A 24,564-nucleotide genomic window follows, 5' to 3' on the forward strand; every position below is an offset into this window, starting at 1 on the left:
CCGCCGCCATTGACGGCGAGGCGGGCGGGTTCTAGAAGGGCGGTGACAGTTCCGTGGTGATTTGGCCGGTCGGCTTGCAGCCACGTTAAACAATTCGCTAAAGGGCCGTTTGCGTGACGTAACCGGCTTTGCGAAGGCAATGCCGGTTTTTTATTGTCCGCTACCGGCCCGGACGACCGCATCGGCGCCGCGAAAATCAGCGGAGATTTTCGCAAGAAACGATGCAGCAAGAGAGATTAGGAATGGCCGCTCTGCGCGCAGCAAGGACCAACAACGAGGTCGACAATCCGTCGAGCCTGGTGTTGCGTTTCGGACCCGACAAGCCGCTCAAGCTCGATGCCGGCACGGTGCTGTCGCCGTTCCAGATCGCCTATCAGACCTATGGCGTTCTGAACGATGCCCGTTCCAATGCCATCCTCGTCTGCCATGCACTGACCGGCGACCAGCATGTCGCCAACACCAATCCGGTGACCGGCAAGCCAGGCTGGTGGGAAGTGCTGATCGGCCCCGGCAAGATCATCGACACCAACCGTTTCTTCGTCATCTGTTCCAACGTTATCGGCGGCTGCCTTGGTTCCACCGGGCCGGCTTCGACCAACCCCGCCACGGGAAAGCCCTATGGGCTCGACCTCCCTGTCATCACCATCCGCGACATGGTGCGTGCGCAGCAGATGCTGGTCGACCATTTCGGCATCGAGAAGCTTTTCTGCGTGCTGGGCGGTTCGATGGGCGGCATGCAGGTGCTGCAATGGGCGTCGAGCTATCCCGAGCGGGTATTCTCGGCACTGCCGATCGCCACCGGCGCACGCCATTCGTCACAGAACATCGCCTTCCACGAGGTCGGGCGGCAGGCCGTGATGGCCGATCCGGACTGGCATGGCGGCAAATATTTCGAGCACGGCAAGCGCCCGGAAAAGGGGTTGGCGGTGGCGCGCATGGCCGCCCACATCACCTATCTGTCGGAAGCCGCCCTGCACCGCAAATTCGGCCGCAACCTGCAGGACCGCGAAGCGCTGACCTTCGGCTTCGATGCCGATTTCCAAATCGAGAGCTATCTGCGCCACCAGGGCATGACCTTCGTCGACCGCTTCGACGCCAACTCCTACCTCTACATGACACGGTCGATGGATTATTTCGACCTTGCCGCCGACCATGGCGGCCGGCTGGCGGACGCCTTTGCCGGCACGAAGACCCGCTTCTGCCTGGTGTCCTTCACGTCGGATTGGCTGTTCCCGACCGAAGAGAGCCGCTCGATCGTGCACGCGCTCAACGCCGCCGGTGCCTCGGTTTCCTTCGTCGAGATCGAGACCGACCGCGGCCACGACGCCTTCCTGCTCGACGAACCGGAACTGTTTGCCGCCATCAACGGCTTTATCGGTTCGGCCGCGCGCGCCAGGGGGCTCGGCGCATGACCCCGAAATGTTGCAGACTTTTCGGACCACGGTCATGCGTCAGACGGAAAGGCGAAGCCATGACCCAGAAAAATTGCGGACTTTTCGGACCATCGTCATGCGCCACTCAGGAGGCGAAGCCATGAGCGTCAATGGCAGCCAGCGTGTCGACCTTGAGGTCGTCGCCAACCTCATCCCGCCGCAATCGCGCGTGCTTGACGTAGGCTCCGGCGACGGCTCGCTGCTCGAATTGCTGCAGGAAACCAAGCAGGTCGACGGTCGCGGCCTTGAGCTTTCGCAGCGCGGCGTCAACGAATGCGTGGCGCGCGGCCTCTCGGTCATCCAGGGCGATGCCGACAAGGATCTCGAATTCTATCCCGACAAGGGTTTTGACTTCGTCGTCCTGTCGCAGACCCTGCAGGCCACCCGCAACCCGAAGCTGGTGCTCGACGAACTGCTCCGGATCGGCAATCGGGCGATCGTGTCCTTCCCCAATTTCGGCCATTGGCGGGTGCGCCTGTCGCTGTTCGTCAAGGGCCGCATGCCGGTGACCAAGGATCTGCCCTACTCCTGGTACGACACGCCCAACATCCACTTCTGCACCATCCGCGACTTCGTCAATCTGTGCGAGGAGCTTGGCGCGACGGTGGAAAAGGCGACCGCGCTCGACGCCAACGGCCAGAAGATCGGCCTGTCGATGCCCTGGTGGTTCTGGAATTTCTTTGGCCAGCAGGCGGTGTTTTTGTTGAAGCGATAAGGCTGCCGTCGGCCTCCTACGCGAGGATATCCGTGGGCTTGTGCGGATGTTCCACGCCGTCGGCCAACACCACATGGACGCAACCGCCAAGAGCTTCCGCCAATTCCAGCGGTGGCAAAAGTGTTGCGGTTGAAGCGCTAGGCGCCGGAATTCACCATTCCCTTGTCGTCAGAACGACGGCACAATGGGTGACATAACAGGTTGTTTTTTGTAGCGTCGCACTTAATCCCGATGAGGGCCAGCCAGGGGGAAGTCCGATCCATTCAACCATCCTGAAGAGCTATCGGAAAGTGCATTTTCGCGCTGGAAACAGCTGACGTGGAGCATTTGCCCCTCATCACGGTCATCACCCCGACTCACAACCGGCGCGAAACGGTGCTCCGCGCGGTGGAAAGCGTGCTTTCTCAGAGCATGGCGCGGTTTGAGCATATCGTCGTCGACGATGGCTCGACCGACGGGACGGAAGCGGCGCTTGCGCGCATTCGCGACCCTCGGCTGATCTATGTCGGCGCGAAATGGCGCGGCGCCAATGCCGCCAGGAATGCCGGCATCGAGCTGGCGAGGGCGCCCGTGGTGACTTTTCTTGATTCGGACGATCTCTTCCTGCCACACCGGCTCGAACGGACGCTGGCATGGTTCGACGACAATCCGGCGCTCGAAGTCCTGCTCTCCTCATATGTCTCGGTGAAGGCTGGCCGTGGCACCGCCTGCGTCAACCGCCGTGCTTTCCTCAATCCGGCGATGCTGGAGCGGGCGGTGGTTGCGCAGACGGCCTTCATCGCCGGGTCGGCGATAACGGCGAGGCGGGAAGCCTTGCTGGCCATCGGCGGCTATGACAGCGACATTCCCCGGATGCAGGACCGGGAGCTTCTGCTGCGCTTCGCACAGCGCTTCGGCGCGCAATTATCGGAAGATATCGACTGGACGAAGCACAATTCGCAGAACTCGATTTCGGGCCGCCGGGACGGCTATATCGAAGCCTATGCGATCCTGATGAGTAAGCACCCGCACATCGCTCGCTCTTACCCCCATGTCCCACCCTTTATGATCACGCGGCAGATCATCGCCGATATTCTCCGGGGGCGGATACCACAGGCATTTGCTGGATACATGGCCAACCGCTCGTCCGACGCGCTTGGTTATTCATTGCCGGAACTGATCGCCGGTTATCTCTACGGCCGCCGCTGGCGGCGCGGCCTCTACGACGAGGTTCGCGGGAAGTTTGGAATTCCACCGGCCTGACCTGGCGGCAGCTCAGCGATCGAGTACGGCGCGTTGCAGGGGACTGCCTGGCCCAAGGCCAGGCCTATCGGTCCAGTTCCGGGAAATAGGGATCCGACAGGAACCGCCTGTCCCGTTCTCCCAGAAGGCAGTCGATCGGCGCGTCCATCTCGGCGGGCATGATTTTGGGCTTGTCCTGAATGCCGCTGACTTCGAGAACCAGCTTGCGCCGGATCGCCGTTGAGAATTCGGCGGCCGCATGGATCGGCAGCACGAAGGAACCAGGTCCGCCGGTCACGCACTGCGCATAATACTGATCGAGATGGCTGAAGGTCGGTGATGGCTTGATCAGGATCGGCAGGCCGTTGATGACGATGCCCTTGGCAATGGCCGCATCGCGCGTCACAGTGACCGGCGGCCCGATATTGTTGGGGCCGTCGCCAGATATGTCGATGACGCTGCGTTCGCTCGCGAAATTGGTGCCGTCGAAAAGCTCGGCGCCGAAAGCAAGCGCGCTCGAAATCGAGGTACCGCGGAAACTCCGGAAAGGGCGGGCCGCAAGCTTGTCGGCAAAGCTGTTGGCGCTCTGCGCACTGTCGATGATCTGCCAGCCGATGACCGCGTCATCGCGCACCGTGCCGGCCCACTCGAAATAGGCGAGCGCAATGCGCCCAGTATGGCCGGAACGGACCGCCTGGATGAAATCGGCGTGCCGCAGCGCCTCGACATAGCCGGCGCGTTGAAGGGCGAACTCGGTTTCGTCCATCGACAGCGAGATATCGACCGCCAGCACCAGTTCGACGTCGACGGCCAGCGTATTTGGCGCCGAAGGAACCGGAGCGGCCTCGGCGCAAGCCAAGCAGGCAAGCAGGCTCATTATCTCAAGCATGGCCAGCACGAGCGATGTTTCGATCGCGACATTCGCTCGCGATCACGGCGAAATAAAGCTTGTGGCAGGCGTGGCCGCCCAGTCCGAATGCCGGCCGTTCTATGTCTTGCGCCGAGCGGCGACTGGCGGCGGTTCGATGGCGCCCGCCCTGACACGGGCGGGTTTCAGCGGGGGCACGCCGGTATCCTTCACGATCGTCAGGGAACGCGGGAAGAACTGATTGTTGTGCAGGCCGCGCCCGATATTGATGATCGCGGCACCTTTCAGATGCTTATCCATGAGCGACAGCACACGCCTCAGCGACGGGCCGTCGAACGCATCCATCGCTTCATCGATGATCACCCATTTCGGCTTCCGCAAGGCAAGCCTGGCGAAGGCGAGCGATCGCTGTTCGTCATCGCCCAACTCACGCTCCCAGCGGGCCGACCGGTCGAGCGAGGATGACAGCCGCTCGAGGCCGACTTCGGCAAGCACCGCCGAAATATCGGCATCGCTTGCCGGAGCGACACCATAGGGATGGTCAAGCACCTCGCGCAGCGTACCGGCGGGGAAGTAAGGGACACGGGGCACGAAGATGGGGGCTTCTCCCGCCGGCATGCCGATCTTTCCGCCCCCCCATGGCCACAGGCCGGCAATGGCGCGGAAGAACAGCGTCTTGCCGGCGCCGGGCTCGCCGGTGATCATCACGCGCTCGCCGACATGGATTTCGACATGCTGGTCGGAGAGCTTCGTACAACCCGCCGGCGAGGCCACCTGGAGTTTCTCGAACGTCAGGCTGCCATTGGCGTTTTCATCGAAGGAGATACGCTTCTCCTTGTCGTGCAGCACATCGGTTTCATCGAGCGCGATGCGGAAGTCGGCGACACGCATCAGCGTGGCACGCCAGTCGGCGATGCTGCCGATGTTGTTGATGAACCAGCGCAACGATGAATGCACCTGGTTGAAGGCGCCGACCGCCATCATCAGCCCGCCAAAGCTGATATCGCCCGAGAAATAGACCGGCGAGGCAACCAGGATCGGGGCCACGACGGTGATCCAGCCATAGGTGTCGGTTACCCAGGAGAGGTTGATCTGGGCGGTGTAGATGCGCCGCATGGCACCCAGCACCGTGCCAAGGTCGAGTTCGAGCCGTCGCCTGGCGTCATCCTCGCCTCGGTACAGCGCGATGGCATCGACGTTCTCGTTGACGCGCACCATCGAGGAGCGCAGCTCCGCTTCGCGCGTATAGCGGTCGCTGTTGAGACGGATGAGCGGCCGGCCGACCAGCCAGCTCAGCCAGGAGGCGGTGCCGGCATAGAGGAACGCCGCCCAGACCATGTAGCCCGGTATCGCCAGCGACAAACCACCAATGTGGAACACAAAGCCCGAGGACAGCTCCCACAGCACGCCGACGAAAGACACGAGCAGGATGAACGACTGCAGCAGGCCGACACCAAGATCGGTCGACAGGTCCGACAGATGCGCGGCATCCTGCTGCATGCGCTGATCGGGATTGACGCCGATGGCGCCGGCATTGGCCAGCCGGAAAGCACGCGCCGGCCGCATCCACTGGTCGATCAAATCCAGCGTCAGCGCCTCGCGCAGCTTCAGCCGGATCATCTGGTTGAGCCATGTCTGGCCGATGTTGAGCACCAGCAGCCCGCCGGCGATCATGGCAAAGACGAGAAGCTGATGCAGGAAGGCGGCCATGTCGCGGCGCGCGAGCGCGTCGTAAAAGGGTTGGTTCCAGCGATTGAGCAGAACCTGGCCGATCGACGTCGCGACGATGACGGCCATGATGCCGGCCGACGTCCACAGCAACCATTTGCGAACCGGCGATCCGATGAGCGCCCGTTTGATCGTCGCCACCTGATCGCGCAGGCTGCTGGCCACGGCGACCGGTTGAACGGTGGCCTGATTGTCCAGTTGATCAGCCATGGCCGAGATCCTTGCATTCAGTAGCGAAGCTGAAACCGGATGAAGAGAGCCGACGGCGGCAGCCCTCAAGCACTCCGCGAGCCCAGCACGACAGATAGGTCGGAAACATGCCGCGCGATGCAAGTTTCCATTGCGATCACGAAGGTGTCACTTGCCGAGCCGACGATGCTGCACCCCTTCCCTCGGCCCGGCGGCCGAGCCGCGTCGCGCCATGCGGCGACAGCACCGGCATGAAGACGCGGCGAGATGCGCGCTGGGCCACCGGCACGCCTTGATAAAGCCGCTTCTGCGCTTCCACCACGATGACGCCGGAGAAGATCGGCCACAGCCGCCGGCCGGCACGCTCCAGCACATTGTGGAAGCGCATCATGAAGTGCCGCCGCGATGGCGGGAAGAACAGGGCATCGGACCAGGCGGCCGGCGTGAAATTCGCCTCGCGCAGCAGTTCGGTGAGCTGCCCGCGTGAGAACGGCCGCCCGTTGCCGAACGGCGTATGCTCGAAGCGCGCCCAGACACCGCGCCGGTTGGGTACCACGATGACGACGCGCCCCGCCGGCGACAGGACCCGCCAGATCTCGTTCAGCGTTTCGCGCGGGTTCTCGACATGTTCGAGCGAATGGACGAGCAGCATGCGGTCGATGCAGGAATCGACCAGCGGCAGCTCCTCGTCGAAGACCAGTGCCGTTGCCGTCGGCCCGGTCGCCGGCCAGACCACGGCGCCCTGTGTCGCCGGCATGAAGGCGAAGACCCGCTCGGCATCGGAGCCGAAGCGCTCCAGCCAGGGCAAGGTATAGCCGAGGCCGACGAGCCGCTCATTGGGCACCGCGGCCCATATCGACGACAGCGCCATGGTGATCGAGCGCTCGGCGAACCGGCCGAGCGTTGTCGAATAGAAGGAGCGAAGGTCGACGATGTCGGAATGCATGTCAGGGATGTAGCCGTGATATCAGCCGGATTCAACAAAAGGCCCAAGTGGTCGGCGCGGCGGACGTCATTTTGACATCCCGGGATGACTATTCGCTTTGTCACCCGGGATGACATTCACGAAGCGGCGCCCTATGTCTGCGGCGGTACTGCATCGGCCCGAAATCGGTTTCGATTTCGGAAAGCACGATGCAGCAGCAAAAAAATGTTAGAGCGTCCTTGTGCGTCCAGCTGGACGCACGGCGCTCTAATGGAGAGACGCGATGCCGGTCGAAATCGAACAGTTCATGTGCCGCACCGACAATTTCGGCGTCTTAGTGCATGATCCCAATAGCGGCCAGACCGCGATCATCGACGCGCCCGAGGAAGCGCCGATCCTGGCCGCCATCAAGCGCACCGGCTGGACGCCGACTGTCATCCTGACCACGCATCATCATATGGATCACGTCGAGGCCAACCTGGCGCTGAAGGAGCGCTTCAAGCTGCGCATCGTCGGCCCGGAGGTGGAGAAGGCGAAAATCCCTGGCATCGACGAAACGGTCGAAGAAGGCTCCGTCCTTCATCTCGGCGATGAGCGCATCGAGGTGATCGCCACGCCCGGGCATACCGCCGGCCATGTCTCCTACCATCTGCCGGCATCGAAAGTCGCGTTCACCGCGGATACGCTGTTCGCGCTGGGTTGCGGGCGGCTGTTCGAATGCAAGCCGCCGGTCATGTACGAATCGCTGAAGAAGCTCGCAGCCCTTCCGGCCGAGACGACAATCTATTGCGGCCACGAATACACGCTCGCCAATGCCCGTTTCGCGCTGAGCGTCGACCCCACCAATTCGGCATTGAAGGAACGCGCCGCGCGGATCGAGGCGCTGCGGGTCGACAACAAGCCGACACTGCCGACGACGATCGGCGAGGAACTGTCGACCAATCCCTTCCTGCGCTGGCACGATCCGGCAATCCGCAAGCATCTGGGCATGGAAAGGGCCGGGGATGCCGAGGTCTTCGCCGAGATCCGCAAGCGCAAGGACAATTTCTGAGCGCCATGCGAGCTTCCTGCCAATGACCAGTTCCGCGCAAATCATAGCAACGCTCGCACTGAAGCCGCATCCGGAAGGCGGCTGGTATGCGGAAACCTTTCGCGACGAAGCCGGCGGTGCGCGCGGCCATTCGACCGCAATCTATTTCCTGCTGGAACGGCACCAGCTTTCAGCCTGGCATCGGGTCAAGGATGCCGCAGAGGTCTGGCATTTCCATGCCGGCGCCCCGTTGGCATTGTCGATGTGGGAAGAAGGCGGCGCCGTTATCGAGCAGGTTCTCGGCATCGACCTCGCGGCGGGCGAACGGCCGCAAATCGTCGTGCCGGCAGGCTGGTGGCAATCGGCGCGCAGCCTGGGCGAGTGGACGCTGGTCGGCTGTACCGTCGCGCCGGGTTTCGATTTCGCCGCCTTCGAACTGGCCGAGCCGGGCTGGCAGCCCTAACCCAGCAGGAAACCCAGGGTAATGGCGAGCTGGGCGGCGTAGTACAGCACCCAGACGGCGAGGCGCATCCAGGCGCGATGCGGCGAGATGGCGGGTACCAGGAATTTCTCCGTGGCAAGCAGCCCGTCCGATGCCATGAACAGCACGGCGCCGCCGATCACCCAGATACTGTTTGTCGTCAGCGCCGACATGCCCATCGCCAGGATCGCAAGGACATAGACGGCGATCGGGATACGCAGGCCGGGGCCGACACGGCGCCAGAGCGCTGCCAGCATCACGATCGCGAACACCGCCATGGCCAGTGCAATCGCGCCTCGCCAGGATTCGGCGGAAAGCAGCTCCAATCCGCCACCGCTACGCAGGAACAGCGCGACATAGACGATGTGGGCGACGAGAAAGCTCGCCAGCCCGCCGAGAAATGCCCTTTCCCCGTCGCGCGACAGGAAGGCGTCGCCGATCGCGCTCAGCGCAAGGGCGGCAACCAGCAGCAGCGGGCCGCCCTGCATTGCGGCGAGTGCGGCGAGCATGGCCACAGAGAGCGTCTTTCCCGCCGAGCGGGCCAGCGTCGGCGGCATGCCTGATGTGAAGGCATAGATCACCGCCGCCACCATCGAAAAGATCAGCGTTGCATTGGCGTTGGCGTCGATGCCGCCGGCAAACGGCATCGTCACGCCCTGGCTCCGTCTTCGGATGCCCGGGCTCCACCTTCGGATACCCTGGCTCCGTCTTCGGATGCCCCGGCTCCGCTCTCGATAGCAATGGACATGCGCAGAAACAGCGACTTTGCCGCCAGCGCCGCGCCGCCGGTGATGAGCACGCAGGCGGCCAGAATGCGCAACGAAGGCTCGGCGACGCCAGCCGCGATCAGCACCAGCGTCGACAAAAGCGGCGCCGCGTAGCTTACCGCACCCAACACCTGGATGTTGCCGCGCTTGACGCCGATGTCCCAGGCATAGAAGGCCGCGCCCACCGGCATCAGGCCAAGGCCGAGCACGGCCAGCCACTGGCCGGCGCCGACCGGCAGCACTGTTTCCTCGAGCGCCAGGTGGCAGGCGAGCGACAGCACGGCGGTTGCCGCGCAGAACCAGGTGACGATGCTGGTCGGCACCGACGGGAAACGTCGCGACAGCAGTGAATAGGACGACCATAGCAAGGCGCAGACGGCGGCCATGGCATAGCCGAAGGTATAGCGAGCATCGAAGGCCAGGCCGCCACCCTTGGTGACGATCAGCACGGTGCCGGCAAGGCCGAGCAGCGCGCCGACGACATGGTGCCACGCCAGTTTTTCGCCCGGCATCAGCGCCGAGCCGAGCACGATCAGCAGTGGCCAGAGATAAGCAATCAGGCTCGCCTCCACCGCCGGCGCGTTGCGCAGCGCGGTGAAGTAGAAGAAGTGGTAGCCGAACAGGCCGGCAATGCCGATCACCCACACCTGGGGTGGGATTTTCTGGCCCCTGTCGGCAGCCGGCATGAACAGCCGTGCGACTAGCCCGACACCGGTGCCGATCGAGAAGGTGATCGCCGACAACAGGAATGGCGGCACCTTGCCGGATGCGTCCGTCAGCAACGCCAGCAACGCCCACATGGCGACCGCCGAAAAGCCGATCAGTGTTGCGCGCCCCATTTTGTCTCCAGTGGCGCGCCCCATTCTGTCCCCGGTGGCCTGCCTTATTGTACCGCTTCGAAACGTCCGGCGCTGATGGTCAAGGTGCCGATCTGCGTTCCGACCGTAGCGTGGATCGGCGCATATACGCCGGTTTGGCCAAGCGGTGCAAACGTCACCATCATGCGGCTCTTGCTCTTGAGATAATTGAGCGCCTTGCGGCCCTTGCGGTAGCCTGCCACCGGCTCGAAACCCATCTGGCAGGTGACTGTGTCGCCCTTGTAGCCCGGCACCGAGATCGTTCCTTTCGAGGCGTAGGTCAGCGTCAGGTCGGCGCGCATCTCACCATCATAGAACTTGACCTTGCGGCCGCAGACCTGGTCGGGGCTGTCGGCATGGATGACGGTGGCGGCCATCGGATCGAGTACCGATGCCAGATCGCCGGCACCGAGCGGTACCCAGGCCTTGGGGTCGCGCTTGCCCGGCGCGGGGATGACCTGCGTCGACGCCACGTTGCCATTGGCAAAGCGAATGTCGATCGAGGATGCCTTCTTGCCGGAAGTGTAATCGGCACGGAATGCCTGCGGCACCATTTTCTGCCCGGAGATCGTACCCTTGGACGAGATTGTGCCACGCGTGTCGTCGAACAGCTTGGCCAGACCCGCTGCGGAGACGGTGCCATTGATCGCATAAACGCCACTCTGATAGCTGCTGGAGAAAGTCGATCTCGCGATCGAGAGCCCCAGGAACGACACCGTGTATTCGCCCTTGAAGGATTGCGGGGACGCAGCCGACGCGGCGGACGGCAAGGCGATGGCAAGCGCGGTGACGAGCGCGTGAGACAAACGAGGCATGGCGGATCGGATCCTTGATTTTGGGCCGGAGGCGGGCGACTCCGGTCTGGCATGTCCCTATGAGACCGCTTATAGGGGGAAATCCGGCCTTAATATGAAATGCCGGGCGGTTCCGTGGCGAAGCCGGAGCTTGACGCCCCGGTGAAATGCAACTATGGAACGCCAACTTTTTCCATAAGGCCGCCTGACCAGAACCGCGCGCCACCCGGCGTGGGCACAAAGGTTTGGCAGGTCACGAAAGAACTGAAGGTTAGAACCCATGTCCCGCACCTGCGAACTCACTGCCAAAGCAGTCCAGACCGGCAACAATGTGAGCCACGCCAACAACAAGACCAAGCGTCGCTTCCTGCCGAACCTCGTCAATGTGACGCTGATTTCGGAAGCGCTGAACCAGAACGTGCGCCTGCGCATCTCAGCCAACGCGCTGCGTTCGGTCGAACATCGTGGCGGTCTCGACGCTTTCCTGGCCAAGGCCGACGTCAAGGAACTGTCGCAGCGCGCGCGCCTGCTGAAGAAGCAGATCGCCAAGAAGCTCGCCGAGCAGGTCGCTGCGTAACATCAGATAAGGCGGGGGACGACCGCCCCGGCCAACCTCTTGTTGGCCTCTGGCCAATCTTTTGTTGGCCACTGAGCATCGGATAGATCCGCAAGGCTCGACAATCCGATGCCCAACTGCGAAGCGGGCACCGCCCGATCGGCATGATGCTCCGCTGGTTCCATTACCCAGGATAAAAAAATGTCTTCTTTTTCGCGATACCTGCCTTTCGTGGCCGCCATGGCGCTTGTCGTCGTGGCATCGAACATCCTCGTGCAGTTTCCCATGCAGGGCCAGATTGGCGGCCTGTCGCTCGCCGACGTTTTGACCTGGGGCGCGTTCACCTACCCCTTCTCCTTCCTGGTCACCGACCTTGCCAACCGGCGCTACGGACCTGCCGTGGCGCGCCGCATCGTCTTTGTCGGCTTCATGACGGCGGTAGTGTGCTCGATCCTGATCCCACCCTTCCTGTTTCGCCACGGCTTCATCGAATTCGAGACGTCGGCCGACCGGCTGGTGCGTATCGCGGCCGCTTCGGGCGCTGCCTTCCTGACCGCGCAATTGCTCGACGTCTCCGTGTTCAACCGGCTGCGCCGGCAGAGCTGGTGGCGGGCGCCGATCGTCGGCACGCTGGTCGGATCGGTGTTCGACACCGTCGTGTTCTTCGGCGTGGCCTTTTCGGCCGCCTTTGCCTTCGCCGGCCCAAGCGACAGCTTCGCGCTGGAGAGCGCCCCGTTGATGGGCGTGTTTCATGTCGAGGCCATACGTTGGGTGTCCTGGGCGCTCGGCGACCTCAGCGTGAAACTGATCATCGCTGTCGTGGCACTGATCCCTTACCGGCTGCTCGCCGCCCGCTGGAGCCAGCCGGCCGTTGCCGCGGCCTAAGCCGTGATTCCCTGGATCCAGCTGGACTCCGCGAAAACGCCTGATGGCCAACAGGAACTGCGGCTGAAACGGCGCGGTTCCGAATTCTCGATCATGCTCGGCACCAACGAGTTGATGAACAGCCGCCTCAGCGGATCCGAGGAGGCGCTGGCGAAACTATCCTGCCAGAGGATCGCGGGCCATCGGCAGCCGAGGGTGCTGATCGGCGGACTTGGCATGGGTTTTACGCTGCGCGCTGCTCTCGCCGAACTGGGCAGAAATGCCGAAATCGTTGTCGCGGAACTGGTGCCGGCCGTCGTCGCCTGGGCGCGCGGCCCGATGGCCGAGATTTTCGCCGGCTCGCTCGGCGATTCCCGCGTCACCATCCGCGAGGCCGATGTCGGCAAGTTGATACGGTCCGAGCCCGCAGCCTGGGACGCAATCCTGCTCGACGTCGACAATGGCCCCGAAGGCATCGTCCACAAGGGCAATGACGCTCTCTACAGCCTGGCAGGGCTCGGCGACGCGCGTAGCGCCCTCAAGCCGGGCGGCGTGCTGGCGGTGTGGTCGCAAGGCCCGGATGCCGGCTTCACGCGGCGGCTGAAACAGGCCGGCTTCGCCTTTGAGGAGGTCAACACGCGCGCCAACGGCAAGCGCGGCGCGCGCCATGTCATCTGGATCGCCACCAACGGCTCACGGTCCTGACCGAGGCCGCCAGCGGCGTCCGCGCTTACTTTGACTTCTGAAGTTCCGCGCCAAGGGCCTCCAGCAGGCCACGGGTCCCCTCTTCCCGCCCCTGGGCGGAATCGACACCATCAAAAAAGACGCCCTGCTCGGTATAGGTCAGCCTTGTGCCGTCGCTCAACGGCGTCAGCCCCACGGTGGTGAGGGATGCCGACATGGGCTGCGATCCGACCGCCATTCTGTAGGAAAACACGATGCGCTGGTCGGCGACGATGTCCTGGAATTGCGCGTCGAGCCTGACCTCCGGACCGCCGCCATAGCTGAACCTCGACACCTCGCCGCCGCCGACACGAAAGTCGAAGCTGAACTCGGCAACGGCAAAACCATCGCCTTCGATGCGCCAGCGCCGCACCGTCGCCTTGTCGGCGAAGGCATGGAAGACCCGCGACGGCGATTGCGGATAGGTGCGCTCGATGGTGAAGGTGGAATGGATGACGGAATGCTCGTCCTTGACGGGGGCTATCTGGTTCATTGCTGTTTGTCCTTTTCCTGATCCTGACTTTTCTCGGAGGATTGGCCTTTTGGGGATGGCTCTGGCTCGGCCAGAATCTGGCCAAGACGGTCGAGATGGCGTTCCGCCGGTATGCGGCGTTCGGCAATCCAGTCGGCGAGCGGGGCGAGCCCGCCCGGTTCGATCCGGCAGGTGCGCACCCGCCCAATCTTTTCACTGCGGATCAGCCCGCAGGCCTCCAGCGCCTGGAGATGCTGCAGCACGGCGGCGAAGGTCATGCCGAACGGCTCCGCCAGCTGGCTGACGGTGGCCGGTCCGCTGCTCAACCGTTCCAGGATCTGCCGGCGGGTGGGTTCGACGAGAGCGCGAAGGATGCTGTCGATCTCGGAATGGTTAAGCATGGACTTGAGTATTGCGCCGATCGCACGAATAGTCAAGTCTGTGCTAAAGTGTTTTGATCAGCGTAGATCGAGTGACGGACAGTCGACCCTACTTCAAGCAGGCAGAGTGCCAGTCAATCCTGGTGCAGGATGAATTCCAGGTAGAGATTGCGCTGCAGGATCGAGTGGTTATCGTCGGAGATCAGCGACACCATCAGCGCGCCGTCATCGCGGGTCCAGACGTCAAGACCTTCCATATTGTCGATCTGGTAGCCCATGTCGGCCTGCAGCAGCACCGGCCCATCGGCGACGGCGCCCTTCTCGACGCTCTCTCCATAAATGCGCCGCAGCCGCATCTTGAGGCCGCCCGCCATGGTGAAACTGCGCTCCAGCAGCAAAAGATCGCCATCCGGCAGGAAGGCGCCATCGGTGATGTCGAAATCGTCGTTGCGCTTGACGGTGAAGACGCCCTTGTGCGGGCCTTCGATGATGGCGGCGTAGATATTGCCGGCCTTGTCGAGGCTCTTCTCCGAGACCACGACCAGGCCGCCCTGATGCTGGCCGTTGGCATTGGCATGGGTGACGGTCTCGAAGCCGCGATTCTGCCGCAGCTCCCGCGCCGGCACCAGGAAATCCAACTGCCGGAACGACCCCTTCATATTGTCTTGGTCAATCTTGAACTGGGCGACGCGATGGTTGCGCTCGAAACCAACGGTGGCGATGCCGTCCTTGACCGCAAGGCCCTCGGCGTCGACTTCCCATTTTTCGTCGATCGGCTGGCCGTTCTGGTCGACCATCTGCTGCATGCGAAAATTCTGGATGCCAACGGGCCGCCTGTCAGCGTCGCGGGCCACCGAGCCGAAGAACCAGTAACCGGTGTCGGCCACGCCGATGAAATCACTGCCGGCTTTCAGAAACCGGAAGGCCGACAGCGCCCCGAAATCACGTGATGGCGAGGTCGTTTCCAGCCCGCCGACGAATTCGAGCTGGCCAAACTGCTTGTCGGTACGGCCAATATGGAATTCGGTGATCGGGCGGGCCGAGACCGCGACAGGCTCAACCGGAGCCGGGTCGGCCGAACCGGCTGGCGCCGAAGCCATGCCGGCAAGCAAGGCGAAGGCGGCGAAAAGCGTGTGCCGAAACCCGCCTCGGAAAAAGATCATCCGGCGCGCCGCATGCCGCCGCGACGCGTATCCTTCGCGCTTTCCTCGGCAAACAGCGAAGCCAGTTGCTCGGTCATGGCGCCGGCCAGTTCCTCGGCATCGACGATGGTGACGGCGCGCCGGTAATAGCGCGTGACGTCATGGCCGATGCCGATGGCCAGCAACTCCACCGGCGAACGCGTCTCGATCAGTTCGATGACGGCGCGCAGATGGCGTTCGAGATAATTGCCGGGATTGACCGACAGCGTCGAATCGTCGACGGGCGCGCCGTCCGAGATCATCATCAGGATCTTGCGCTGTTCGGGCCGGGCAATCAGCCGGTTGTGCGCCCACAAGAGCGCCTCGCCGTCGATGTTTTCCTTGAGCAGGCCTTCGCGCATCATCAGGCCGAGATTGCGCCGCGCCCGCCGCCACGGGTGGTCGGCCGACTTGTAGATGATATGGCGCAGGTCGTTGAGCCGACCGGGGTTCGGCGGCTTGCCGTCCTTCAGCCATTTCTCGCGCGCCTGCCCACCCTTCCAGGCCCGCGTGGTGAAGCCGAGGATCTCGACCGACACGCCGCAGCGCTCCAGCGTGCGCGCCAGAATGTCGGCGCAGGTGGCGGCGACCGTGATCGGCCGGCCGCGCATCGAACCGGAATTGTCGAGCACCAGCGTCACCACCGTGTCACGGAATTTGGTATCGCGTTCCTGCTTGAACGACAGCGGCTGCATCGGATCGATAACCACGCGCACCAGCCGCGCCGGATCGAGATAGCCCTCTTCCAGGTCGAAATCCCAGGACCGGTTCTGCTGCGCCATCAGGCGGCGCTGCAGCCGGTTGGCGAGCCGTCCGACGACGCCCGACAGGTTGGCGAGCTGCTTGTCGAGGAAGGCGCGCAGCCGGTCGAGCTCTTCCTCTTCGCAGAGCTCCTCGGCGCCGACCGTCTCGTCGAATGCTGACGTGTAGACCTTGTAGTCGATTTCCTTCGGCAGATTGGTGAAGGGATTGTCGTTGCGGCGCGCCTCGCCGGGGGTTTCGGCGTCGGCATCGTCGTCATCCGACAGATCGTCGGCCGTCGCGTCGGAGGCTTCGGTCTCGGCCGACTGCTCGTCGTCCGCCGATGCCTCGGCGTCCTCGGATTGCGACTGCTCGGAGCCGGAATCGTCTTCGCCGCCCTCCTCGCTCTGTTCCTCGCCTTGCGGCTGGTTGTCGTCATTGTCCTCGGAGTCTTCGGTCTCCTGGTCGTCGCCGAGTTCCTCGGCCATTTCCATGGAGGCGAGCATCTCGCGCACGACGCGGGCGAAGGCCTGCTGGTCCTCGAGTTTCTCCGACAGGCCGTCGAGGTCCGCCTTTGCCTTCTCCTCGACCCACGGGCGCCAGAGTTCGACCAGCCGCTCGCCGCTCTTCGGCACCGGCCGGCCGGTCAGCTTTTCGCGCACCATCAGCGCCAGCGCCTCCTCGATGGGCGCGTCGGCCTTGTCCTTGACGTCGACGAGGTTGGCCTTGGCGTACTTGTCCTCCAGCATCGAGCCGATATTGTCGGCGACGCCTTGCATGGCGCGGCTGCCGATCGCCTCGACGCGGGCCTGTTCGACCGCGTCGTAGATGGCGCGGGCTGCCTTGCCTTCGGGCGCCAGCTTGCTGTGGATGCGCACGTCGTGGCAGGCGCGCTTCAGCGCCATGGAATCGCCGAGCCCGCGGGTGATCGCGATGTCGGTCTTCGATGCCTTCTTGGGCAGTTCAGGCAGCCGCGCGCGGCTACCGGCCAGCGCCGGCCTGTCCTTGGCGAAGCCGACTTCCATCTCCTTATCGCCGGCGATGGCGCGCATGCAGACGGTGACGGCGCGCTTGAAGCTATCGGCTTCAGACCCCGTCTTCGACTTGTTGCGCGTATTGTCGCCCGGACCCGCCATCGACGCTCTGCTTAGCCCAGCACCACGTTGGCCGCGCTCTCGGGCAGATCCTGGCCGAAGGCGCGCTGGTAGAACTCGGCAACCACCGAGCGTTCCAGCTCGTCGCACTTGTTGAGGAAGGTCAGCCGGAACGCCATGCCGACATCGCCGAAGATCTCGGCATTCTCGGCCCAGGTGATGACGGTACGCGGGCTCATCACCGTCGACAGGTCGCCATTGATAAAGGCCGAGCGCGTCATATCGGCGACGCGCACCATCTTGTTGACGATGTCCTTGCCCTTGGTGTCGCGATAGTGCTTGGCCTTGGCCAGCACGATGTTCACTTCATTGTCGTGCGGCAGATAGTTCAGCGTGGTGACGATCGACCAGCGGTCCATCTGCGCCTGGTTGATCTGCTGGGTGCCGTGATAGAGGCCGGTGGTGTCGCCCAGACCGACGGTGTTAGCGGTCGAGAACAGCCGGAACGCGGGATGCGGGCGGATGACCCGGCTCTGGTCGAGCAGCGTCAGGCGGCCGGACGATTCCAGCACGCGCTGGATGACGAACATCACGTCGGGACGGCCGGCATCGTATTCGTCGAAGCATAGCGCGACATTGTGCTGATAGGCCCAGGGCAGGATGCCGTCGCGGAATTCGGTGATCTGCAAGCCGTCCTTGACCACGATCGCGTCCTTGCCGACGAGGTCGATACGGCTGACATGGCTGTCGAGGTTGACGCGCACGCAAGGCCAGTTGAGGCGGGCGGCAACCTGTTCGATATGGGTCGACTTGCCGGTGCCGTGATAGCCCGACACCATGACGCGGCGGTTGTAGGCAAAGCCGGCGAGGATCGCCAAGGTCGTCGCCTTGTCGAACAGATAGTCGGGATCAATGTCGGGCACATGCTCTGATGTCACCGAATAGGCCGGCACCACCATCTTGGACTCGAAGCCGAATTTCTCCTTCACCGACACCGTCGTGTCGGGCAGGTTGGCGATATCGCGATCGACCTTGTTCATATCTCTCAACGTCTCCACAAGCGAAACGTCGCGTTTCGCCGGCAATCGATTTTGTTCGGGGGCGGTCTTAAAGCCTTTTCCAACCTTATGAAAGTTGGAAAACGACACGAACCGTAGGGTCGCTCAGCACAGGCCCGCCTGTTTGAGCACGCGATAGGCCTGAAGCACATCGCGGAACCGGTCTTCCGAACCTCTGTCGCCGCCATTCGCATCCGGATGGTGACGCTTCACCAGTTCCTTATAGCGCGCCTTGATGTCCTTGCCAGTCGCCTTTGTATCAAGGCCAAGCGTTTCCAGCGCCTTGGCCTCAAGGGGCTTCGCCTTGCGCTCGCGCGCCTCGCGCGGATCCTTCGGCCCCTTGAACAGGTCGAACGGGTCGCGCATGCGGTTGTAGTAGCCGGCGCGGCCGGAGCGCATCTGCGCCATATCGGGCGAGGAGCGTGTCGAGGCGCCGTTGACGCCCATCTTCCAGGTCGGCCGGTGGCCGGTCATGGCTTCCTTCTGGAAGCGCGCGACCTCGGTGTCCGGCACGCCGGAGAAGTAGTTGAAGCCCTTGTTGTACTCGCGCACGTGGTCGAAGCAGAAGCGGAAATACTCGCCCTCCTTCATGCGCCCGACCGGCGCGCGATGCGTGCCCGCCTCCTTGCAGCCATCCCACTGGCAGATCGGCGCGTGCGACTTCACCTCCGCGTCCTTGTCGGGGCGAACGCGAATCTTCTCGAAATATTTGGGATACGGCTTCATCTCACCCATTTATGGGGCGTTCGCAGATGCGAAACAAGAATTGACATTTTCGCGATCATCGCCCTAACCGCTGAATCGCGGCTTAAAGCAGGCGAATGACCGATTTTGTTGCGCGCCAGCGGCCTGGTGAGACCGATTTCCGGTTTTCACGGCAGCGCCAACCATATGTGGTGAAGGGAGAAAACGATGTCCATACAGGCGACCATGGAAGACAAGCTCAACAAGGCATTTTCGCCGGACCGGCTGGTCATCCTCAACGAAAGCCATCTGCACGCCGGCCATCATCACGTGGAATCCGGCCATCACGCCGAGTTCGACGGCACCGGCGAGACGCACTTCCGTGTCCGCATCGTCTCGCCGAATTTCGCCGGCATGAGCCGCATCGACCGTCACCGCGCCGTCAACGAACTGCTGGCCGACGAGTTGAAGGCCGGCGTGCACGCGCTGGCGATCGAGCCGGCGGCGCCCGGCGAACAGACGCGCTGGTAAGAACCGGTCAGATTACCGCTTCGATCAGAAACGGCCCCGGGCGAGACAAGGCAGCGTCGAGCAGCGCGTCGAACCGCTCGCAGGTATCCGCACGCGCAGCCTCCACGCCCATGCCTTTGGCCAGCGAAACCCAGTCCAGCGCCGGATGGTCGAGATCGAGCATGCGCCGCGCATTCTCACCGATCGCGTTCACGCCGACATTCTTCATCTCGCCATGCAGGATCGCATAGGCGCGGTTGGAAAAGACGATCGTCACCACGTCGAGATGTTCCCGCGCCTGAGTCCACAGGCCCTGCACCGTGTACATGCCGCTGCCGTCGGCCTCCAGATTGACCACCTTGCGGCCGGGACAGGCGATCGCCGCACCCGTCGCCAGCGGAATGCCGCCGCCGATCGACCCGCCCGTGCCCATCATGTAATCGTGGGGCGCGGCAAAGGCCGACAGCGCGAAAAAACGCCGCGCCGAGGTGACGGCCTCGTCGCAGACGATCGCGTCGGCCGGCAGCTTTCTCGCGACAGACAGTGCAATGGCGTCTTCCGTCAGCGGGCCGTTCGGCGTCGCCTCGTCGGGAAACGCGCTGGCAACCGCCGTCCGTTGCGATGGCTTGACGCCAAGTTCACCGCGAAGCGCTTCCAGCGCCGCATGCAAGTCCTGGCCGTGGCCGGCGAGCGTCAGCACCTGGCAGTCGTCACGGACAAGCCGTCCCGGCTTTCCCGGATAGGCAAAGAAGGCGACCGGCTCCTTTCCGCCGACCAGCACCAGAACATCGATATCCCTGAGCGCTGCCGTCGCCGCGTCGACAGGATAGGGAATGCGCGTCGGCGCGACACGTCCGCGCCCGCGCTGCATCCTGGCGATCAGGACCTCGCTGAACAGCCTGACATCGCAGGCCGCCGAAATCTGGCCGGCGATCTCGAGCGCATCGGCGCGCGCCGCCCGCCCGCGAACGATCATGCCAACACGGCCGGGCGCGGAGCGGATCGCCGCGGCAACCTTACGCACCGCATCCACGTCGACGGCCGGCGGCGGTGAAAGGATAACCTTGCTGGGCGAAACCGCGTCAGCCTCCCCCCAGGCCGCGTCCGCCGGCAGGATCAGCGTCGTGACGCCCGGCGGCGTCAGCGAGGCGCGAAAGGCCGCCTCCGTGGCCGGCTGGACATCGGCAGGCCCTTCGATGCGGCGCACCCAGTTCGACATCGGCGCCGCCAGGCCTTCGATATCGCTGGTCAGGGGCGCGTCGAGCGGCAGATGGTATGAGGCATGGTCGCCGACGATGTTGATCATCGGGCTCCTGGCGCGCCTTGCGTTGTGCATGTTGGCAAGACCGTTGGCCAGCCCCGGCCCGGTATGCAGCAGCGTCGCGGCGGGGCGATCGGTCATGCGCGCATAGCCGTCGGCCGCACCGGTCACCACGCCCTCGAACAGGCCAAGCACACAACGCATCCGCGGCTTGCGGTCGAGCGCGGCGACGAAATGCATTTCGGATGTGCCGGGGTTGGCGAAGCACACCGTCACATCATTGGCCAGCAGCACGTCGCACAGGACATCGGCGCCATTCATGCAAATTTTCTCCCGTTAACGAGGAGCAATTGCACCCGCGCATGTCCGCGCCGCAATATTCCGCCGACGCTTTTGGCATGATCCAGCCACAGAATGGGCAAGTGACAATCGGCTGGGTCAACCGACCGTCTGGCGCGGCCACCAGGCTTCGTCGAACTCGAACCGGGTCGCAACTCTCGCCGCCTCAGGCCGCATCAACGCGCTTCAATACCGTGCAGATCACGAAATCAATATCTGCCCCTTGACGACCTCGTCTGGCCATCACCACCTAAGTATTGGGTAAGCATTTCGGCCAGATGGCTGGCGTCTCGGGTTTCAATGCCAAATGCACGCGCGCTCCTAATAAAGGGAACCACCATGCGTTCCGGCAGTTGAATATGTGATGAGCCATTAGGTAGCCAGCACGGCTCTGAGGGCAAAGCACTATGCGCGACAATCAGTCCGACGTCTTCGACCTTTTTTCGGAGATTTATGCCAACGCCGCCCAGGAAGAAACCAGCCTCCAGCAGTATCTCCTTGCCTGCCGAGAGGACAAATCAATGTATGCCTCGGCGCCTGAACGGATGGTCGAGGCGATCGGCGAACCCGACCTGGTCGACACCAGCAAGGACGAACGGCTCGGCCGCATCTTTTCGAACCGCACCCTTAAAATCTATCCCTCCTTCTCCGACTTCTACGGCATGGAGGAAACGATCGAGCGTATCGCCGGCTATTTTCGCTATGCCTCCCAGGGACTCGAGGAGCGCAAGCAAATCCTCTACCTCCTCGGCCCTGTCGGCGGCGGCAAATCCTCCCTGGCCGAACGGCTGAAGAAATTGATGGAACAGCGCCCGATCTACACGCTGAAGGTCGGCAACCAGATCAGCCCGGTTTTCGAATCGCCACTTGGCCTTTTCAACCCCGATCGCATGGGCGACCTGCTGGAGGATAAATACGGCATAGCCCGACGCCGGCTGCATGGGCTCATCTCGCCATGGGCGGCCAAGCGACTCGACGAACTGTCCGGCGACATTTCCAAATTCAGCGTGGTCAAGTTGATGCCTTCCCGGCTGCGCCAGATCGGCATTGCCAAGACAGAGCCTGGCGACGAAAACAATCAGGATGTCTCGGCCCTGGTCGGCAAGGTCGACATCAGACAGCTGGAAAATTTCAGCCAATCCGACCCGGACGCCTATTCCTACAGCGGCGGACTGAACCGGACCACGCAGGGCCTGCTCGAATTCGTCGAGATGTTCAAGGCACCCATCAAGGTCCTGCATCCGTTGCTGACGGCGACCCAGGAAGGCAGCTACAACGGTACCGAGAATTTCGGGGCCTTTCCCTACCAGGGCATCATCATTGCCCATTCCAACGAATCGGAATGGCAACAGTTCAAAAACAACAAGAACAACGAGGCCTTTCTCGACCGCATCCTCGTGGTCAAGGTACCGTATTGCCTGCGGATCACCGAAGAGCGGCAGATCTATGAAAAGCTGCTGCGCGAGAGCGACCTGGCCGCAAGCCCCTGCGCACCTGAAGTGATGGACATTCTCAGCCGATTCACGGTCTCGACCCGCCTTGCCGAGCACGATAATTCGCCGCTCTACACCAAGATGCGCGCCTATGACGGTGAGAACCTCAAGGAAGTCGATCCCAAGGCGAAGTCGGTCCAGGAATATCGCGATGCAGCCGGCGTCGACGAAGGCATGACCGGCGTAAGCACACGCTTCGCCTTCAAGATCTTGTCCCAGACATTCAACTACGACACCAAGGAGGTGGCTGCCGATCCCGTGCACCTGATGTACATCCTGGAAGAGGCGATCAAGCGCGAGCAGTTTCCAAAGGAAACGGAAGGCGCCTATCTCGACTTCATCAAGTCGGAACTGGCAACGCGCTATGCCGAGTTCATCGGCCACGAGATTCAGAAAGCCTATCTGGAATCATACAGCGAATATGGCCAGAACCTCTTCGACCGCTACATCGCCTATGCCGATGCCTGGATTGAGGACCAGGACTACAAGGATCCCGACACGGGCCAGATTCTCAATCGCGAGGTATTGGACAAGGAATTGTCACAGGTCGAGAAACCGGCCGGCATCGCCAATCCCAAGGACTTCCGCAATGAAGTGGTCAAATTCACGTTGCGTGCCCGGGCGCGAAACCACGGCCGCAACCCGTCCTGGACAGGGTATGAGAAACTTCGCGAGGTCATCGAGAAGCGGATGTTCGGCCAGGTCGAAGACCTCTTGCCGGTGATCAGTTTCGGCTCCAAGCAGGACAGCGTCACGGAAAAGCGGCACAATGAATTCGTGCAGCGCATGGTGGAACGCGGCTACACCGAGCGGCAGGTGCGCCGGCTTGTCGACTGGTACATGCGGGTGAACAAGGCGGGTTAAGAGAGGCCCGAATGGTTCCATGCCTATTTTCATCGACCGCCGCCTGAATCCGAAGGACAAGAGCCTGGGCAATCGCCAGCGGTTCCTCAGGCGCGCTCGGGAAGAACTCAAGCGAAGCCTGCGCGATCAGATCCGCATCGGCAGGATCGCCGACGTGGATGCCGAGCACGCAGTGCCCATGCCCGACAGAGGCACGGGCGAGCCGACCTTCAACAACGCCAGGAACAGCGGCAGGCGCCAGTACATCCTGCCGGGCAACAGGCATTTCTCTCCTGGAGATTTGATCCCCAAGCCCGGCCAGGGCGGCGGCGCCGGGGCGTCGTCCCCGGGAAACACCGTGTCTGAAGACGACTTTCGTTTTGTGCTGTCACGCGAAGAGGTGCTCGATCTTTTTTTCGAGGATCTCGAACTCCCGGATATGGTCAAGCTCAACCTCAAGGAAATCCTTGCCTTCAAGCCGCGCCGGGCTGGCTTCGCCGCTACCGGCTCACCCACCAACATCAATGTTGGGCGCACGATGCGTAACAGTCATGGCCGGCGTATTGCGCTGAGGCGCCCCAAGCAGGGCGAGCTGGACGCGATCCTCGAGGAGATCGCCATGCTCGAGTTGGTGCAATCCAGCGCGGCAACGCGCCAGCGCATTGCGGCATTGCGCGAGGAGCTGGACCGATTGGAGCGGCGGCGCAGGCGAATTGCCTATGTCGATCCTGTCGACATTCGATTCAACCGCTTCGATCCCCAGCCCGTGCCGAACGCCAATGCCGTCATGTTCTGTCTGATGGATGTGTCCGGGTCCATGGGTGAGCGCGAAAAGGATTTGGCCAAGCGCTTCTTCGTGCTGCTGCACCTGTTTTTGAAACGGCGTTATGACCGGATCGAAATCGTCTTCATTCGCCATACCCACGAGGCGCAGGAGGTTGACGAGGAGACATTCTTCAATTGCACCCAAAGCGGCGGTACCGTCGTTTCCACCGCGCTCGAGGAAATGCATCGCATCATCGAGCAGCGATATCCGGCCAGCCAGTGGAACATCTATGCCGCCCAGGCCTCGGACGGAGACAATTCCATCACCGATTCCGAGCGCTGCATAGCCCTGCTCGACGGCAAGCTCATGCGGCTGTGCCAGTATTTTGCCTATGTCGAGATCATCGACGAGCGCGAAGCCCATATATTCGGCACGACCGAGAACGGGACATCGCTATGGCGTGCCTATAGCGCGATCGACCTGAAATGGCCGAACTTCCAGATGAGCCGCATCGCCACGCCCGCCGATATCTACCCGGTCTTTCGCCAGCTCTTCGGCAGACAGCCGACTCTCCTTAAGAGAGCGTGAGGG

24 protein-coding genes and 1 riboswitch are annotated in these 24,564 nt (G+C 62.8%); of the genes, 11 read left to right on the plus strand and 13 right to left on the minus strand.

Annotated elements, in window-relative coordinates; translation table 11 throughout:
- The first annotated feature begins 43 nt into the window (after positions 1–43).
- Positions 44–121, plus strand: a riboswitch (SAM riboswitch).
- A 121-nt stretch (positions 122–242) separates the two neighbouring features.
- From EN861_RS31960 to EN861_RS31970, 3 genes are all read left to right on the plus strand, one after another.
- Positions 243–1,412, plus strand: coding sequence for a homoserine O-acetyltransferase (locus EN861_RS31960; protein ID WP_127872217.1), 1,170 nt, complete (start codon positions 243–245; stop codon positions 1,410–1,412).
- A gap of 121 nt (positions 1,413–1,533) precedes the next feature.
- Positions 1,534–2,148, plus strand: coding sequence for a methionine biosynthesis protein MetW (gene metW / locus EN861_RS31965; protein ID WP_027143503.1), 615 nt, complete (start codon positions 1,534–1,536; stop codon positions 2,146–2,148).
- 318 nt (positions 2,149–2,466) lie between these two features.
- Positions 2,467–3,390, plus strand: a complete 924-nt coding sequence (locus EN861_RS31970; RefSeq protein WP_135867562.1) for a glycosyltransferase family A protein — start codon at positions 2,467–2,469, stop codon at positions 3,388–3,390.
- A gap of 64 nt (positions 3,391–3,454) precedes the next feature.
- Here the strand turns inward: EN861_RS31970 and EN861_RS31975 are convergent, their stop codons facing one another.
- From EN861_RS31975 to EN861_RS31985, 3 genes are all read right to left on the minus strand, one after another.
- On the minus strand, positions 3,455–4,258 hold the full coding sequence (locus EN861_RS31975; protein ID WP_127278629.1) for a DUF1194 domain-containing protein: 804 nt from the start codon (positions 4,256–4,258) through the stop codon (positions 3,455–3,457).
- Between the two features lie 99 nt (positions 4,259–4,357).
- Positions 4,358–6,175 (minus strand): ABC transporter ATP-binding protein/permease, encoded by a 1,818-nt coding sequence (locus EN861_RS31980; protein ID WP_135867563.1) that lies wholly within the window; start codon positions 6,173–6,175, stop codon positions 4,358–4,360.
- 136 nt (positions 6,176–6,311) lie between these two features.
- The gene (locus tag EN861_RS31985; protein ID WP_127280784.1) at positions 6,312–7,100 is read right to left on the minus strand and encodes a methyltransferase domain-containing protein; all 789 of its coding nucleotides are present in this window, start codon (positions 7,098–7,100) and stop codon (positions 6,312–6,314) included.
- Between the two features lie 262 nt (positions 7,101–7,362).
- Between EN861_RS31985 and gloB the strand changes: the two genes are divergently transcribed.
- Both gloB and EN861_RS31995 read left to right on the plus strand, forming a co-directional pair.
- Positions 7,363–8,130, plus strand: a complete 768-nt coding sequence (gloB, locus tag EN861_RS31990) for a hydroxyacylglutathione hydrolase (RefSeq protein WP_127872213.1) — start codon at positions 7,363–7,365, stop codon at positions 8,128–8,130.
- A gap of 22 nt (positions 8,131–8,152) precedes the next feature.
- Entirely contained in the window at positions 8,153–8,572 is a 420-nt protein-coding gene (locus EN861_RS31995; protein ID WP_127872212.1) for a cupin domain-containing protein, read from the plus strand.
- Here the strand turns inward: EN861_RS31995 and EN861_RS32000 are convergent.
- From EN861_RS32000 to EN861_RS32010, 3 genes are read right to left on the minus strand one after another with little or no spacing between them, the layout of a single operon-like run.
- Entirely contained in the window at positions 8,569–9,243 is a 675-nt protein-coding gene (locus EN861_RS32000; protein ID WP_127872211.1) for a lysoplasmalogenase, read from the minus strand. The genes EN861_RS31995 and EN861_RS32000 overlap by 4 nt on opposite strands.
- The gene (locus EN861_RS32005; RefSeq protein WP_127872210.1) at positions 9,240–10,196 is read right to left on the minus strand and encodes an EamA family transporter; all 957 of its coding nucleotides are present in this window, start codon (positions 10,194–10,196) and stop codon (positions 9,240–9,242) included. Before EN861_RS32005 ends, EN861_RS32000 begins: the two co-directional genes overlap by 4 nt.
- A gap of 44 nt (positions 10,197–10,240) precedes the next feature.
- Positions 10,241–11,029, minus strand: coding sequence for a DUF3108 domain-containing protein (locus EN861_RS32010; protein WP_127276009.1), 789 nt, complete (start codon positions 11,027–11,029; stop codon positions 10,241–10,243).
- A 259-nt stretch (positions 11,030–11,288) separates the two neighbouring features.
- Here EN861_RS32010 and rpmB point away from each other — a divergent pair, with 259 nt between their 5' ends.
- The 3 genes from rpmB to EN861_RS32025 all read left to right on the plus strand — a co-directional run bounded on the left by rpmB (position 11,289) and on the right by EN861_RS32025 (position 13,133).
- Positions 11,289–11,585 carry a 50S ribosomal protein L28 gene (gene rpmB, locus EN861_RS32015; RefSeq protein WP_010911765.1) on the plus strand — a complete coding sequence of 99 codons (297 nt, stop codon included), beginning with the start codon at positions 11,289–11,291 and terminating at the stop codon, positions 11,583–11,585.
- Between the two features lie 180 nt (positions 11,586–11,765).
- The gene (locus tag EN861_RS32020) at positions 11,766–12,449 is read left to right on the plus strand and encodes a queuosine precursor transporter (protein WP_127872209.1); all 684 of its coding nucleotides are present in this window, start codon (positions 11,766–11,768) and stop codon (positions 12,447–12,449) included.
- Positions 12,450–12,452: 3 nt separating this feature from the next.
- Positions 12,453–13,133, plus strand: a complete 681-nt coding sequence (locus EN861_RS32025; protein WP_135867564.1) for a hypothetical protein — start codon at positions 12,453–12,455, stop codon at positions 13,131–13,133.
- Positions 13,134–13,158: 25 nt separating this feature from the next.
- Here EN861_RS32025 and EN861_RS32030 read toward each other — a convergent pair whose 3' ends face one another.
- The 6 genes from EN861_RS32030 to EN861_RS32055 form a co-directional block, all read right to left on the minus strand.
- Positions 13,159–13,644, minus strand: coding sequence for an SRPBCC family protein (locus EN861_RS32030; RefSeq protein ID WP_127872207.1), 486 nt, complete (start codon positions 13,642–13,644; stop codon positions 13,159–13,161).
- Entirely contained in the window at positions 13,641–14,024 is a 384-nt protein-coding gene (locus tag EN861_RS32035; RefSeq protein WP_127872354.1) for a metalloregulator ArsR/SmtB family transcription factor, read from the minus strand. Before EN861_RS32035 ends, EN861_RS32030 begins: the two co-directional genes overlap by 4 nt.
- 113 nt (positions 14,025–14,137) lie before the next feature.
- The gene (locus EN861_RS32040; RefSeq protein ID WP_127872206.1) at positions 14,138–15,166 is read right to left on the minus strand and encodes an esterase-like activity of phytase family protein; all 1,029 of its coding nucleotides are present in this window, start codon (positions 15,164–15,166) and stop codon (positions 14,138–14,140) included.
- Positions 15,163–17,061 (minus strand): cobaltochelatase subunit CobT, encoded by a 1,899-nt coding sequence (gene cobT, locus EN861_RS32045; RefSeq protein ID WP_127872205.1) that lies wholly within the window; start codon positions 17,059–17,061, stop codon positions 15,163–15,165. Before cobT ends, EN861_RS32040 begins: the two co-directional genes overlap by 4 nt.
- Positions 17,062–17,072: 11 nt before the next feature.
- Complete coding sequence (gene cobS / locus EN861_RS32050) at positions 17,073–18,059, minus strand: cobaltochelatase subunit CobS (protein ID WP_127276014.1); 987 nt, start codon at positions 18,057–18,059, stop codon at positions 17,073–17,075.
- A 123-nt stretch (positions 18,060–18,182) separates the two neighbouring features.
- Entirely contained in the window at positions 18,183–18,812 is a 630-nt protein-coding gene (locus tag EN861_RS32055) for a J domain-containing protein (RefSeq protein ID WP_127276015.1), read from the minus strand.
- 177 nt (positions 18,813–18,989) lie between these two features.
- Between EN861_RS32055 and EN861_RS32060 the strand changes: the two genes are divergently transcribed.
- Entirely contained in the window at positions 18,990–19,292 is a 303-nt protein-coding gene (locus tag EN861_RS32060; RefSeq protein ID WP_127276016.1) for a BolA family protein, read from the plus strand.
- Positions 19,293–19,299: 7 nt separating this feature from the next.
- Here EN861_RS32060 and EN861_RS32065 read toward each other — a convergent pair whose 3' ends face one another.
- Positions 19,300–20,853, minus strand: coding sequence for an acetolactate synthase large subunit (locus EN861_RS32065; RefSeq protein WP_135867565.1), 1,554 nt, complete (start codon positions 20,851–20,853; stop codon positions 19,300–19,302).
- Positions 20,854–21,278: 425 nt separating this feature from the next.
- On the opposite strand from EN861_RS32065, the gene EN861_RS32070 reads away from it, so the two are divergent.
- Positions 21,279–23,228, plus strand: coding sequence for a PrkA family serine protein kinase (locus EN861_RS32070; protein WP_127276018.1), 1,950 nt, complete (start codon positions 21,279–21,281; stop codon positions 23,226–23,228).
- A gap of 19 nt (positions 23,229–23,247) precedes the next feature.
- Positions 23,248–24,561 (plus strand): YeaH/YhbH family protein, encoded by a 1,314-nt coding sequence (locus EN861_RS32075; protein ID WP_135867566.1) that lies wholly within the window; start codon positions 23,248–23,250, stop codon positions 24,559–24,561.
- The last annotated feature ends 3 nt before the right edge of the window (positions 24,562–24,564 follow it).

The organism is Mesorhizobium sp. M8A.F.Ca.ET.218.01.1.1 (genome assembly GCF_004791165.1).
Taxonomy (GTDB): domain Bacteria; phylum Pseudomonadota; class Alphaproteobacteria; order Rhizobiales; family Rhizobiaceae; genus Mesorhizobium.

Bases quoted from the DNA above. Each gene is read 5' to 3' on its own strand.
- gloB (WP_127872213.1), top strand. From the start codon at position 7,363: ATGCCGGTCGAAATCGAACAGTTCATGTGCCGCACCGACAATTTCGGC.
- EN861_RS32010 (WP_127276009.1), bottom strand. From the start codon at position 11,029: ATGCCTCGTTTGTCTCACGCGCTCGTCACCGCGCTTGCCATCGCCTTG.
- EN861_RS32020 (WP_127872209.1), top strand. From the start codon at position 11,766: ATGTCTTCTTTTTCGCGATACCTGCCTTTCGTGGCCGCCATGGCGCTT.
- EN861_RS32055 (WP_127276015.1), bottom strand. From the start codon at position 18,812: ATGGGTGAGATGAAGCCGTATCCCAAATATTTCGAGAAGATTCGCGTT.
- cobS (WP_127276014.1), bottom strand. From the start codon at position 18,059: ATGAACAAGGTCGATCGCGATATCGCCAACCTGCCCGACACGACGGTG.
- metW (WP_027143503.1), top strand. From the start codon at position 1,534: ATGAGCGTCAATGGCAGCCAGCGTGTCGACCTTGAGGTCGTCGCCAAC.
- EN861_RS32030 (WP_127872207.1), bottom strand. From the start codon at position 13,644: ATGAACCAGATAGCCCCCGTCAAGGACGAGCATTCCGTCATCCATTCC.
- EN861_RS31985 (WP_127280784.1), bottom strand. From the start codon at position 7,100: ATGCATTCCGACATCGTCGACCTTCGCTCCTTCTATTCGACAACGCTC.
- EN861_RS31980 (WP_135867563.1), bottom strand. From the start codon at position 6,175: ATGGCTGATCAACTGGACAATCAGGCCACCGTTCAACCGGTCGCCGTG.
- EN861_RS32060 (WP_127276016.1), top strand. From the start codon at position 18,990: ATGTCCATACAGGCGACCATGGAAGACAAGCTCAACAAGGCATTTTCG.
- EN861_RS31995 (WP_127872212.1), top strand. From the start codon at position 8,153: ATGACCAGTTCCGCGCAAATCATAGCAACGCTCGCACTGAAGCCGCAT.
- EN861_RS32040 (WP_127872206.1), bottom strand. From the start codon at position 15,166: ATGATCTTTTTCCGAGGCGGGTTTCGGCACACGCTTTTCGCCGCCTTC.
- rpmB (WP_010911765.1), top strand. From the start codon at position 11,289: ATGTCCCGCACCTGCGAACTCACTGCCAAAGCAGTCCAGACCGGCAAC.
- EN861_RS32005 (WP_127872210.1), bottom strand. From the start codon at position 10,196: ATGGGGCGCGCAACACTGATCGGCTTTTCGGCGGTCGCCATGTGGGCG.
- EN861_RS32065 (WP_135867565.1), bottom strand. From the start codon at position 20,853: ATGAATGGCGCCGATGTCCTGTGCGACGTGCTGCTGGCCAATGATGTG.
- EN861_RS32075 (WP_135867566.1), top strand. From the start codon at position 23,248: ATGCCTATTTTCATCGACCGCCGCCTGAATCCGAAGGACAAGAGCCTG.
- EN861_RS31975 (WP_127278629.1), bottom strand. From the start codon at position 4,258: ATGCTTGAGATAATGAGCCTGCTTGCCTGCTTGGCTTGCGCCGAGGCC.
- EN861_RS31960 (WP_127872217.1), top strand. From the start codon at position 243: ATGGCCGCTCTGCGCGCAGCAAGGACCAACAACGAGGTCGACAATCCG.
- cobT (WP_127872205.1), bottom strand. From the start codon at position 17,061: ATGGCGGGTCCGGGCGACAATACGCGCAACAAGTCGAAGACGGGGTCT.
- EN861_RS32035 (WP_127872354.1), bottom strand. From the start codon at position 14,024: ATGCTTAACCATTCCGAGATCGACAGCATCCTTCGCGCTCTCGTCGAA.
- EN861_RS32070 (WP_127276018.1), top strand. From the start codon at position 21,279: ATGCGCGACAATCAGTCCGACGTCTTCGACCTTTTTTCGGAGATTTAT.